The organism is Rhodococcus sp. NPDC056743, from assembly GCF_042790355.1.
Taxonomy (GTDB): Bacteria; Actinomycetota; Actinomycetes; order Mycobacteriales; family Mycobacteriaceae; genus Rhodococcus_F.
The window spans coordinates 157333-169891 of sequence record NZ_JBHTZI010000003.1; the positions used below are offsets into that span (position 1 = coordinate 157333).

At 60.1% G+C, this 12559-nt stretch carries 11 protein-coding genes and 1 pseudogene; 7 read left to right on the top strand and 5 right to left on the bottom strand.

All coding sequences use genetic code 11. From position 1 onward, the window contains the following. Positions 1–151 precede the first annotated feature (151 nt). Positions 152–853: a hypothetical protein gene (locus ACFRFQ_RS08165; RefSeq protein ID WP_378655485.1), complete on the top strand. Its 702-nt coding sequence runs from the start codon at positions 152–154 to the stop codon at positions 851–853. A gap of 485 nt (positions 854–1338) precedes the next feature. Here the strand turns inward: ACFRFQ_RS08165 and ACFRFQ_RS08170 are convergent, their stop codons facing one another. Continuing rightward, on the bottom strand, positions 1339–2883 hold the full coding sequence (locus ACFRFQ_RS08170; RefSeq protein WP_378655487.1) for an FAD-binding protein: 1545 nt from the start codon (positions 2881–2883) through the stop codon (positions 1339–1341). Between the two features lie 440 nt (positions 2884–3323). Between ACFRFQ_RS08170 and ACFRFQ_RS08175 the strand changes: the two genes are divergently transcribed. Continuing rightward, complete coding sequence (locus ACFRFQ_RS08175) at positions 3324–4103, top strand: GntR family transcriptional regulator (protein WP_378656290.1); 780 nt, start codon at positions 3324–3326, stop codon at positions 4101–4103. 340 nt (positions 4104–4443) lie between these two features. Here the strand turns inward: ACFRFQ_RS08175 and ACFRFQ_RS08180 are convergent, their stop codons facing one another. Continuing rightward, the gene (locus ACFRFQ_RS08180) at positions 4444–4893 is read right to left on the bottom strand and encodes a MarR family winged helix-turn-helix transcriptional regulator (protein WP_378655490.1); all 450 of its coding nucleotides are present in this window, start codon (positions 4891–4893) and stop codon (positions 4444–4446) included. 54 nt (positions 4894–4947) lie between these two features. Here ACFRFQ_RS08180 and ACFRFQ_RS08185 point away from each other — a divergent pair, with 54 nt between their 5' ends. Further along, positions 4948–5322, top strand: a complete 375-nt coding sequence (locus ACFRFQ_RS08185; protein WP_378655493.1) for a cupin domain-containing protein — start codon at positions 4948–4950, stop codon at positions 5320–5322. An 88-nt stretch (positions 5323–5410) separates the two neighbouring features. Here the strand turns inward: ACFRFQ_RS08185 and ACFRFQ_RS08190 are convergent, their stop codons facing one another. Beyond that, complete coding sequence (locus tag ACFRFQ_RS08190) at positions 5411–6322, bottom strand: alpha/beta fold hydrolase (protein ID WP_378655494.1); 912 nt, start codon at positions 6320–6322, stop codon at positions 5411–5413. A 92-nt stretch (positions 6323–6414) separates the two neighbouring features. Between ACFRFQ_RS08190 and ACFRFQ_RS08195 the strand changes: the two genes are divergently transcribed. After that, complete coding sequence (locus tag ACFRFQ_RS08195; RefSeq protein WP_378655495.1) at positions 6415–7146, top strand: hypothetical protein; 732 nt, start codon at positions 6415–6417, stop codon at positions 7144–7146. A 2-nt stretch (positions 7147–7148) separates the two neighbouring features. Beyond that, positions 7149–7796, top strand: a complete 648-nt coding sequence (locus tag ACFRFQ_RS08200; RefSeq protein ID WP_378655497.1) for a winged helix-turn-helix transcriptional regulator — start codon at positions 7149–7151, stop codon at positions 7794–7796. On the opposite strand, the pseudogene ACFRFQ_RS08205 reads toward ACFRFQ_RS08200, so the two are convergent. Further along, positions 7793–8695: pseudogene (locus tag ACFRFQ_RS08205) on the bottom strand (IS5 family transposase). The gene ACFRFQ_RS08200 and the pseudogene ACFRFQ_RS08205 overlap by 4 nt on opposite strands. A gap of 306 nt (positions 8696–9001) precedes the next feature. After that, positions 9002–9154, bottom strand: a complete 153-nt coding sequence (locus tag ACFRFQ_RS08210; RefSeq protein ID WP_378655498.1) for a hypothetical protein — start codon at positions 9152–9154, stop codon at positions 9002–9004. A gap of 729 nt (positions 9155–9883) precedes the next feature. Between ACFRFQ_RS08210 and ACFRFQ_RS08215 the strand changes: the two genes are divergently transcribed. Together ACFRFQ_RS08215 and ACFRFQ_RS08220 are read left to right on the top strand one after the other, a co-directional pair. Beyond that, positions 9884–10288: a hypothetical protein gene (locus ACFRFQ_RS08215; protein WP_378655500.1), complete on the top strand. Its 405-nt coding sequence runs from the start codon at positions 9884–9886 to the stop codon at positions 10286–10288. Positions 10289–10880: 592 nt separating this feature from the next. Then, positions 10881–12392: a DUF6578 domain-containing protein gene (locus tag ACFRFQ_RS08220; protein ID WP_378655503.1), complete on the top strand. Its 1512-nt coding sequence runs from the start codon at positions 10881–10883 to the stop codon at positions 12390–12392. The last annotated feature ends 167 nt before the right edge of the window (positions 12393–12559 follow it).

Genomic DNA, 12559 nt, shown 5'->3' on the forward strand with positions numbered 1-12559 from the left:
ACCGTTCGTGGCTGTCGTCTCATCACGCCGTCGGCCATATGCGGTGATCGCGGAAAGGTGCCGAGCGTTTCATCAACGACTGTGAAGCCGGAGTGCGTCGTCACGAGATCGGATTCACTCTGTACGTAATTTCTCGAGGAAGGTATCGGTAGTGAGTCGTCGTTCCACCCCGGCATTTGCCGGCATAGCCGTCGTTTTCATCGGATTCGTCCTGGTTGCGTGCAGTCCCGACTCGAACGCGCGCCTTGTAGTCGGGACCGAGCCGACGTCGGATCATCGAAACTTCGCCGAACCACCCGTAAATGCACCAATTGATCCGTCCGCCCGGTGCCTCGACGCGGACATGCCGAACGTGGGGATCGACGAATCGGTTGCCTACTGGCAGAACATCTTCGACGACCAACGTAGCCACTACCCTGAGCAGTCGTTTCCTTCGCAACAGGAGGTGGAGAGTCAGAAGCGGGCCGAGTGGTCCCAGGTAGTGAACGATTTGGTACCGCCGGGAGGTGATGCGGCCTTCGCTCGGGACGTGTGTGGGTTACCGCAATTGGATGGTGCGTTGTACAGCGGGATCCCGATGAGGGAGGTTCGCGGTCATGCTGCCGAACTAGGTCGTCGGGCATGTACCTCGCTCATTGAGCAGGGGGCTGCTGGTCTGTGGAAGTCTTTGCAGGCTCAGGAATCTGATCGTTCGGATATTGCCGCCTACTCATATCTGATCCATTCTGCGATCGTCCATGTATGTCCACAGTTCTCGGATCTCACAGCCGGACCAACCGGCATCGTGAAATGTGCCAACGTGGTTCCTGATCCGTCAGCGCGGCCTGGGGAAGGCGTCTTCTGTGTCAATTAGTGCTGAGGTTGTCAGCGCTATCCCGGCCGCCGCTGGCTACTCGCACGGTGACCACGGGTGGAATCGCTTGGTTGCCGCGAACCATCCTGCTGCGCTCCATGTTTGATTCGTGAGAGTGCCGGTTCGTGAGCTGACACCGCGAGTCGATCAGAGACTTCCTCGACATGATCGATCCCAAAACCGGCCACATCGAATAAGTACGAGGGGGTGAGTTTCAAGTTCCGGTTCGTTTTGTATGCCCTAGCAGGGGCTGACTTTCTTACAGCTTGGTTTGCATCGATCTTGGCGTGAATGTAGTTGTTGCGGCGCGGAGAACTGCACCAGGGCACGCCAATCGGAATCCGACATCGTGAACCGGAACCTACACCGCTGCTCGACGTAGTAGCGATCAGTGGATTCGAGTTCGGTGTGATCGCTGGGGCCGCGTCGTTCGCGGCCCCAGCGGGTTCTCATTCGATTGGTTCAGTTGGTGGAGGCGTCCGTTCTCAAGCCTTACGGCCGGCCATATCGAGAGCGGCTAGGTGGCTGAAGAGCATGCTGGTTCCAATCGGGTTTCCGCCGCCCGGATAGACGGTGCCGCTGGGTGCAGCCATCGTGTTACCTGCCGCGTAGAGCCCCGGAATCGGTTTGCCAGCGGTGTCGAGTACCCGCGCGGCGGTGTCGGTCCGCAGCCCTCCCTTGGTGCCGAGGTCGGAGATGCCGAAAGTGGCTGCGTGGTAGGGGCCACGGTCAATTGCCACCATGGGTGATTCACCGTTTGTGAACGCGCGATCGTAAGCCTCGTCGCCGCGGCCGAAGTCTTCGTCGACACCCTTGGCGACCATCGTATTGAACCGCTCGACAGTCGCGACCAGTTGATCGGCCGGCACGCCGATTTTCTCGGCGAGTTCCTCGAGGGTGTCAGCTGTGTGCCACAGGCCGGCCGCCTCGTATTTCTCGGTCTCGACCATGGAGACGTTGGTGGCCCGAACCGGCGGACGCGCGCCTTCCTTGTCGTCGTAGATCATCCAGTACGGCAGGGCGACTGAGCCATCTTCCATCTGGTCGATGACATCACGGCCGATACGGTCGTAGGCCGACGACTCGTTGACGAACCGCTTGCCGTCCTGATTGACGAAGATGCCACCGGTGAACCACAGTGCAAACACAGAGCGGCCGTCCGGATGAGTCATCCCTGGAGCCCACCAGGCTTCACCCATCAGGTCGATGTCGGCACCGACTGCCATTCCAGCCTGGTGCGCCGCGCCGAGGTTGCCCGGTGGGCTCACGGTGTCGCGGGCGGTGCCGGGCACACCGTACTTCAGCCGAAGCTCATCGTTGCCCTCGAAGCCGCCGGCCGCGAGCAGCACGCCTTTTCGGGCTCGGATGGCGCGGCGCCCGCCGGGGTGATCGACAATCGCACCGACGACAACACCCTCCTCCACGACGAGTTCGACAAGTGGTGTGTTCAACCGCAGAGCGGCATTCGCATACTTCGCAATTGCCTTGAGTAGTCGACCGATGAGTGACTGGGCGCCGACCAGCACGTCGGGTAGCGGAGCCCCGAGACGTTCCGTGTCGAGAGGTCCTCGCATTGATGCGCGGAGGTCCCCCACATCTGCTGCCGAAATCGGCCTCGGGACGATGTGCCGCTGGCCGTCGAGTCTGGCCTTGGGCGCTTTACCGAAATAGTCAGGCCACGGCCGCATTTCGAACTCGAGGTTTTCATCCTGTTCGAGGTATTCGATCAACGGTGCTCCACCACGGACATACGTGTCCTGCAGTTCGCGCGGGGTGCGGTCGCCAACCACCGCGTGGTAGTACTCGAGCGCGTCTTCGATCGTGTCGTCGGTGCCGGCACGCCGAAGGACGGGGTTGCATGGGAACCACACACCACCGCCGCCGGAGTAGGCGGTGGTGCCTCCGAACTTGTCAGTGGCCTCGACCAAGATCACGTCGAGTCCTTCTCGAGCCGCGGTATATGCACCGGTGAGGCCGCCGCCTCCCGAGCCCGCTATCAACACGTCACATTCTTCGTTCCAACTGACCATCGTGACTGTCCTTTCGATTGATACTGATTTCGGCGGAAGAGATGCGTCTTAGTGCATCGGTTGGGAGACGTCGCCGCGGAGTTCATAAGGGAACGTGCATTGCATACCAAGGTGGCCCATCAACACCTTGCAGGCAACAATTGTCGGAAACCGTTGTGTCGCAATTGTATTTATCGGTAGATCGGATCATGTTCCGCAATGTCTGGACCGACAATAGGCCATTACGCCTATTGCGACAAGCGGACTCCGAAGCGGCAGGGGAAGGTTTAGTGCGCTGTGCTGAACAGTATCGGCGTATCGGCAAATCTGAGGATCAAAGCACCAGTTCGCAGCGTTACAAGAATTGCATTAACGGCGTAATGTGCGGGGCAACAATATAATTGAATATCTGTACTAGACTTTGCAAAGGCTCGTCAGAGATGAAGCGCGAGGTAGGTTGGATGAAGGCAAGACCTGATTCGGTTCGGCGAACAAGGGATCTTCTCCGGGCAGCGGTGCTGCGTGGAGATTTTGTTGACGGCACTCTTCCGGGAGAGAGTGAACTCGTAGGTTCCTATTCGGTGAGCCGGGGGATTGTTCGCGAAGTTCTGACGCTCCTTCGGGACGAAGGGTTGATCGCCCGGACTCAGGGTGTAGGGACACACGTAGTTGCCCCGACCGCTCACAGGCGTCCCGACGACATTAAAGCCGCCGCAGAATTGGAGAGCGGCAATCTCTTCAGTGGGAGATTGCGCCTGACGTCCTTCGACAGCACAGTGATCTCAGCGCCCGGTGCTGCATCGAGGGCGCTCGAGGTGACAACAGGAACACCATGTTTGCGCGTGGACTACGCGGCGGGCACGATTAATGGGGACGTAGACGTCGCGGCCACCAACTACGTGTTGTTTCCGGAAGCGCAGCGATTGATCGACACTCCCTTCGTTGTCGACTGGTACGCCTATCTCTCAGATGCGGGAGTGAAAATCGGCGGGTCTGATTTTACGGTCAGCGCGGTGCTCTCAGATGAAACTCTGGCGTCGGTATTGAGAACTACCGAAGGGGCGCCCTTGCTGTTGTTGGAACAAACCGTCCGAGACATGTCGGGGCGAATCTTCAACTACGTGATTGCTCATGCACGACCCGACCGCTTGAGGGTGGTTTCCCATTCTGTACGGGGCGCAGCTACTTTCGATAGAACGTCTGTCCCTGAACGGGGCGAAAGGTCGAACCGAATTCGGTGAAAGCGGCTGGGTTCCACGACTCTTCGAGTCGAACCTCCAGCCTGCACCGTAGGCGCCCGAGTATCCGATAGAAATGAGGCAGAGCCCGTCCTTGCAATTTAGGCGTTGGACGTGCAGTCCGAGGTTCGACAAGGTGCGGAATGTTTGTCAGCCGGCACAATTGGACAGACACGCGACTTGTCGACCTCGGTGCTTGTGTCTCCCCGGACCCTCCGGTGAGTGCCGCGTTGCCTGTTGGGTTTGTGGGCTACTTCCAAGTCTGTGCGCAACGGGGCAGCCCTTCATTGTCGGCGCGTCCCGCGGGTGGGTGTTTGCAATTGGGTATGAGGGTCGTTGAGGTTCACCAGACGGGCCGTGGTGTGCCATCTCTCCCGATCTCCTCGAGTGCGCGTACCAGTGATGCCATCGTGTCCGCGCCTAGTGTCGTACTCGCTGCGTTCCATTGGGAGAGGGTTGCATCGGTAGCCGCTGCGGTCACATCGGCACCTGCGGAGGTGAGTCGAACGAGTTGCGAACGGCGATCGTGCGGGTGCGGCCGTTTGCTTACGTACCCGGATGCGACCAACTCGTCGACGATCACGGCCGCGGATTGTTTCGTGATGCCCAAGTAGGTGGCGATCTCGCTGACTGTGGCACCGTCGCCGGAGACTCGCTGAAAGACCAGGCCATGCGCAGGACGTAGCGTCGGATGCCCGTGTTCGGCGACGGCGTCGTTGATCTGCTCGGCCAGGGCAGATGCGCTGCGCATCAGCAACATCAGTAGATCAGCGCGCGGTTCATCCCTTGACATGTAGTCAGTGTAACTGTCCAATAAATACAGTTGAACTGAAGAAGGGAACTCGAGATGTCGATCCGAAAAAATGGGGACCACTCCACCCATCAACTGCACGGCGCACAATTTCACTCCTATGTGGCGCCCTCTCGCGGCAGTCGACAGCTGTGCGCCTGGCGTACGGAACTTGAGCCCGGTGCTGCCGGCGCGCCGCACACTGTCTCCCATGAGGAGGTCTTTCTGGTGCTTCAGGGTTCGCCTGTGGTCACCTTGGACGGTCAGCGAGCGCAACTCTCTGTCGGAGATGTTGTGTTGGTTCCGGAGTCGGCGACGGTTCAGCTGGATAACCCGGGTAACGACGCTGCATCGCTGTGGGTGACGACATCGGTGGGCTTGACCGCAGTCATGGCCGACGGCGGAACCGTAACGCCACCCTGGGCTTGCTAAACACGTTCGTGTCCAATAACTTCCGAGATATTTGCGTCAGCGAGACCGGCCCGTCAGTCGAAAGGTGAATGAAGGAAGCCCGCGATCTCTATGAGGACGTGCTGTCATTGCCGGCCAGATCGTCCCACCAAGTTTCGATGGCGTCGCTGAACTCGGCTGGTGCGTCGGATTGAAGGAAGTGGCCCACTCCGGGGAGCGCCGTAGTGGTGTGGTTGGGGAACGTCGCTTCGAAACGCTTACGGTATTTGTCGGTGAAGATCGGGTCCGCATCGGCCCACACGATCAGCGTGGGTAGCTTCTCAAGTGTGCGGAGTCGGTTCTCGAGATCGGTGAAGAACTCGCGAGCCCCGATGATTTCGCCAGGAAGAGCTGCGCAAGGTCGGCGACGGGCTGGCGTGGGCATTGCCTGGCGGTAGTGCGCCATTTCGGCGTCGGATAGCTTCCGTCGCTTGTGCGCTGAGGGGATGTAGTAGTCAACCATGAGATTGAACCGGCAAATCAGTTCGCGTCCAATCGGATTCCCGACGCCGCGGGAGAACAGTTCGCTGGACAGGTCACCGTTCAACGGCCAGGCCCAAGTATTGGTGAGGATCAGGCGTTCGAACTTGTCCGGTCGTTGCTGGGCAGCATACAAGCCGAACGGGCCTCCCCAGTTGTGGCCGACCAGCGTCAGTTCGGTCAGAGTCAGCCGGTCGAGGAAAGACACGAGCAGCTCTGCGTGGTCACGGGCCAAATACTGATAGCCAGGGGCGCCGGTCGAGAGGCCGAAACCGGGAAAGTCCACAGCGATGCACCGGAACCTGCCTCGCAGCTTGGTGATCACTTCGCGGTAGGCGAAGGACCAGACCGGATTTCCGGTCAGCATCAGCAGGGTAGGACCCGAGCCCTCGTCGACGTAGTGCACAACGTTTCCGTCCAACTCCACGAAGTGGCTTTCGAACGGGAACAACTCGTCGTCCACCCACTCCGGACGTTCACCCGGAGGCTGTGTAGCCGCCATGTTCCGATCCTCTCTGTTTTAGCCATTCTCACGTTGACTTGTGATTCTCTAGTTCACAATCAAACATGAAGCAGCAGACGGGAGCGGGCTGAATGAGCGGATTGATCGACGACGTCCTGACTGCGCATGGTGGCGCGGAACGCTGGCAGTCCGTTTCAGCCATCACAGCGCGGGGACGTGTGGGCGGCCTGCTGCCTGCGCGCTTTTCCGGCAACAAGCTGGCCAACTTCACTGTCGAGGTGCGAGTCGCCGGGCAGCACACCGTCCTGCTTGACTTCCCGCAAGCCGGCCAGCGTGCCGTGTTCGGCGGGGGTGACGTGCGGATCGAAACCCTCGACGGGGAGTCGCTCGCCACGCGAATAGACCCACGTTCAGCATTCTTCGGGCGCAGTGGAATCCGCCGCAACGTCCATTGGGACCCACTCGACACCGCGTACTTCGCCGGATATGCCTTTTGGAACTACCTGACGACACCGCTACTGCTCGCCCGCAAGGACATCGTCGTCACCGAAGGCGAACCGTGGCGGGAATCAGGACAGATATGGCGCCGACTCCATGCAACATTCCCCGCACAGATCGATACGCACTGCCGACGACAGACCTTCTACGTTGACACCGAGGGCCTGATCCGTCGCCACGACTTCGTCGCCGAACCAGTAGGCGCCTGGGCCGCAGCCTCGCTCTACTGCGATCACCACCGCGAGTTCGACGGGCTCGTATTCCCCGCTCGGCGCCGCGTGCTCCCTAGAGGCCCGCGAGGCCGAGTTCTCTCTGGCCCAACGCTTTTGGCGCTCGACTTCGACGAGATTGAGACGGAGGACTGACGGTGGGAGCTGAAGAGAGCGAGATAGCAATCAAACGGTCTTACGGCCAGTATTGCGGGTTGGCACGGGCACTCGACGTCGTGGGCAACAGGTGGAGCCTGCTCATCGTGCGCGAGCTACTCATAGGCCCTGCCCGCTACGGGAAACTTCAGGCCGGCCTGCCGGGGATCTCCACCAACTTACTAGCCGAGCGTCTGCGCGAGCTCGAACAATCCGGCGTAGTCCGGCGCCAACTCGACACTGACAGCAACGGCATCGCCTACTCGCTCACCCCCTGGGGAATGGAACTCCGTGATGCTGTTGCTGCGTTGGTGAACTGGAGCACGCCGCTCATGGTTGCCGGCCCGCGTGGCGACAGTTTTCAACCTCATTGGTTGGTGGTCGCGCTCGAATCACTGATGGACGGCAAACGAACAGCGGAACCGGCGACCATCGGCTTCGAGGTCGACGGTATGACCCTCACCGTTCGCGTGGACGAAACGGGTCCCCACGTCGCGCTTGAAGTCGACGGACAACCCGAGACGGTCCTTCGAGCAGAACCGATGGTGGTACTCGGCCTTGCATCCGGCATGCTGACGGCCGAGCAGGCGATCGCTGCTGGTGATTTGCGCGGCGAAAGTCATTACCTTGCTGCGATTTTCGGCCCTTAATGAGTTAAGGAGGATCCAGCCCGGTAAGTCATGGCGAGCTTGTCGTACCGGGTTGCCACCCTTTCGCCACCCTTTCGCCTTGTTGAAGGCCCTTTCCACGACATTGCGACCCTTGGACGACTGCGCATCGAAGTTCGGCGGCCGCCCACCTGAGCTGCCCTTGTTCTTGCGGTTGGCCACCCGATCGGACCTCTCGGGAATAGCGGCCCTGATTCCCTTGCTGCGCAGCAGTTCTCGATTAGCTCTGGATGTGTACCTTGTCAGCCCGAACCTCGTCCGGGCGTCTACGGGGCGCTCCACCACCGATACGCGGTACACAGATGCCCTCCAGGAGCAGGCCGAACATCGGACTGTCTCCGCCCCTGCCCGGGGCCCACCAGCACCGACAACGGACGTCCGGCGCCGTCGCACGTCAAGTGCACTTTGCTGGTCAACCCACCTCGGGACCGCCCGATGCCGTGATGGGCCGGTTCGTCAACCAGATTCGTGTAATTCGGTAGATCCCCTGTGTTGCGCGCGACGTTGGCACCATGCTGGTGCACCCGCACCACGGTGGAATCCACCGACACCGCCCAACTCAAATCGCCACCAGCATCAGCCATCGCGGCCAGGGCCATCAGGACCCGGTCCCACGTTCCATCCCCGGCATAGCGTCGATGCCGTTTCCACACCGTCTTCCACGGACCGAAATGCGCAGGTAGGTCCCGCCACGGAATCCCCGCACGCAGTCGGTAGAGCATCCCCTCCACCACGAGTCGGTCATTCTGAAATTTCCGCCCACGCAGCCCATCGGAACTCGGTAACAGCAATGCGAGCAACGCCCACTGCTTCTCGGTCAAGACCTGATATCGATCTATCGTCTCTGTCACCGCATAACACCCCGAATCATTGGGAGACATGCTCTAGATTTGCCCAGGCGTGGACGTATCTACGCCCTCCGCAGCAGCGGCAGCGTGGGTCACGATTGAGGTTGTCCATCCTTGGTTGAATATGCACGATTCGAATACTGCACATCCGTCAGTCGACCTCCCGGTCGATGCTGCGAACTCGACGAAGTTCTCAGTATTTTCGAACGGCCTCAAGTCGCTCCCGCAAATGCCGCATGATTCGACGCGGATTCTCACCTGACCAGCCGCCACGAGCGGCACGGTCAGAGTGTCGACCAACCTGGACGTGCCACGCCTTGCAAGCTCACGCCGCGCATCTCAGCCACCAAAAACGACGTGGTCGGAATTGAGACCACGCAGCCTGGTCCAGTAATCGACCATCGTGAGGGGGCTGGCGAGGATCACCTCGCCCTTTACATTGCGGTAGTACGTGGTGGCGCGAGTTTCGCGGGCCCAGATGCTGTCGGCCATCAGGTCATCCACCTAAGGGCACCAATCTTTTTGGTGACACGGGTTACCGCGAACTACCGTGAAAGCCCGAGGATGCTCTCTCCTAGCGTGCAGTCGTCTTCTGAAAATGCAGTCGTCTACTGAAACTGGCACCGGGAGTCGAGCAGAGAAATCGGTGTGATGCGAACGTATATGACATGAACAACATCGAAGTCAGGTTGGTCGACGTGAACGTGCCGGGGGTGCAGGGGATTCTGTCCTTCGCGGTAGGACCGGGAGCCGTGGACCGTCTCGGCAGAGCATCTGACCTGTATCGGAATGGAAATGGCGTTCTCGCTGCGGCGTATGTCTGCGGCGTATGTCTGCGGGAGTGTCGTCGGCGTGGCGGGTTGGCGACAAAGTGGGCAGAGAATCGAACTGCTGCACATCGCCACTGCGATGGGGTACAGAAAGCAACGTGTTGCCCAAACACCGATCGACTGGCTGCAGGGTCGTTCGCCTGAATCAGAAATCATCGCCGAAACCCATAGGGACGCAGTCGGATTCTACGAGGCGACTGGGTTTATGGTGCGTTCACTTGGATGCAAGTATCCAGGCGTCGAGCGTTTCGAGGTGGTACGCCCACCGGCGTCGCGATAATCCTTCACCGAGGGGCGAGACCGTCCTCGGTGGCCTATCCCGGAGAACAGAACGTCAGCGGCTTCACAGGTCGGTGCCCGTCTTGCGCCTCTCGCCGATTAGTGTCCAACAATGGATCCTTTTCGCGGCGCATTTTCGTCAGGTGCAGGGACGCTCGGCACATTGGAGGTGTGCTCGCCAGCGGCATATTTATCGACGGGGGACAACGGAATTGTCAGCTGGGTGACACCGGCTGTGTCAGGGCCGGACGGTATCCGCTTCGAGTACCTCGCGATGTCGCTTGATCACGACGAGCCAGCCTTGATGCGTCACGATGCACAGGCGTATCTCGAACACAGCGGAGGAGTGATTCAGGCAGGTTGGGGCCTGTCCGGATCGATGCGTCACTCCGCTATTCAGTTTCACTTCCGCAAGCCCAAAGGTCTCGTACCGGCCTCGTACGCGTTCACCTTGAAAGTGATCGATTCTTCGTTCAATTCCGGTTGGTCTTCGAAGTTTTCGCTTGCTGTTACTTAGTGAGCAAATACGCAGCCGCAAGGAATTATCCGTGCAGATCCGTTGAACCGAATTCTCCTCGGCGCGCCTTCGGTATGGTCCGGGGATGATGGTGCTTGGTGTTGGCTTACTGGTTTTCGGGGCAGGTGTGAACTGGCTGTACGCGATGCGGTTGTCGATTCTCAATGCCGGGCGTCGACTGCCGATTGTCACTGGGCAGTACCCCGTCAGGCCGCCCGTGCGTACGGCCATGCTTCGGGGAGGCGGCGCAGGTATTTCAATATTTGGCTCTTTGATACTGGCACAAGAGCTTTGGTCCGAGCGGCCGCTGCTTGGACCGATTCTCTGCGCGGCCCTCGCAGTACTAGCCATCGTGGTGCCTGCGCTGGTCGTCACCGTAGCGCACAACCGGTCCCTTCATGCGCGCCCACAATCTAGCTCCTAGGGTTCTGCGAATTTCACCGATTTTCGCCAGTTCGATCCGCCCCTCGAAAATCTGGCGCCACACTTCGTTCATCGCGCACCAAGACATTCAACGCCACGCCGTAGACAGATCGGGCCCAGAACTCGCTCGAATTGGTACCGTCGTCGATATGAACCCAATGAAAGGCGCATGACGCGCCAACGCATGCTTGTCGTGCAGATCGATGAAGTCGCGATCGAAGACGGCCAAATCGTGCCGCCGCGACTCGGTGACGTAATCGAATTCCCGCTCCGCTTCGTGGAACACCCCGCGACAGTTGCCGACACCGTGACGATTCGCGCAATCCTGGAAGCAGGTGCTCGAGATCCGATTTTTCAATACACGGGCCATGATTTACCTCGCCGGTGGGAATGGAACGGATTGCTGCGCGGTGACGGCTGGACCGCGTCATGGCGCAACTTCCGGCCACGCACCGGACAGGTGGAGCTGACCGGCCGGTTCTACGGAGTGATGGGGTACGACACTCCGTCCAGGGTGCGTGGGCGGGTCACCCGCGTGCAGCTGGTCACTGAGCGATACCGGCGCCCGCCCGAGAATCACGGATGGGACATCGTTCCGGGCCACCGCACGTTCCGCGACGTCGAGACGGCACCACGTTTCTTCGACAACGACATGTTCATGCGCGACGACCTGTTCGAAGTAGACCGTGAAGTAGGTGTCGTCGTCGATCTCGATCTCGACGACGTACCGCCAGTGCCGGCCCGTCCGTCGATCGTTCCGGGTGACGTGTCGGCGTCGCGCGAAACGTTGTGGGTCATCGACAGTCAATTGCCGATCGTGGTGAGCATCGACCCCGATCACGTTGCCCACGAGCATGTTCTGCCCGGTCCAATCGGACATTCGAGGCACCTGTGGGCAACCCCGACGGGATGTTGGGTGGGCGGCAACGACGGCCTGTACCGGTGCGTGATCGGTGAGGAGCCTCGGAAAGTCTTTCCTCACTCAGTGCATCAGGGAGCAGTGATCGGCGAGCACTTCCTGGCCTGCCCATCCGGCACGAGGTGGTCGCTGCACATCCAGGACCACGAACCTATCGCGGTGGACGTGCCGGACGGATACGTCAGTTCGATCGCCGTCGTCGGTGAGTCCTTTGTCATTCTGGCGGAACAGCGACATAGCGATGCGGAATCGAGCTACCGGCTGATTCGGGTGAACCTGTCCGGTGATGTGATCGTCGGTCCGGAATTACCGCCGATGCAAGGTTCGCCCAGACCATTTCTCGCGGGCTCGCCACTTCGGGTTTTCCGCGGCAGTGTCGCGGTGGTGGTGCTTCCGGATCTGACGTACGGGGAGGTGGAGAAACTCGGAGGCGATGTCCGCCGTGGTGGTCAGGTCGGGGACTTCGTGTGGATCATCGGTCACCCACCGGACGGGACGTCGCGAACGCGGTGGTGGCCACTACCCGGCCCTGTCGATTACGACCGCACTCGCCAGTTCTGGCTTTTCACCTTGTTGGATGGGGGCACTCTCGAACCGGTGAAGAGCACACCGATTTTCGCCACCACCCCCGCTGTGACGATCGATGGCAAGGGAACCGTCTGGGTGAGAGGTGCAGGCGTGCAATCGATTCCGGCGCAGTCGATGAAATGGCCCGATGACTTGGACGTAGCCGCCCTGCTCGATGAATCTCGCCGGCAGTAATCCCCGTCGACATCACCGGCGATCGAGGACTACGCGAGACTTGGTCATCGATTCCGGTAACAGCGTCATAGCAACGCGGCGGGTGCAGGAGAGCTGCGATCCACCGAGTGGAGCGAGTACCGTTTTTAGGCTACGCAGTGGGCTGCTTCTCATCGGTGTAGTCAAGA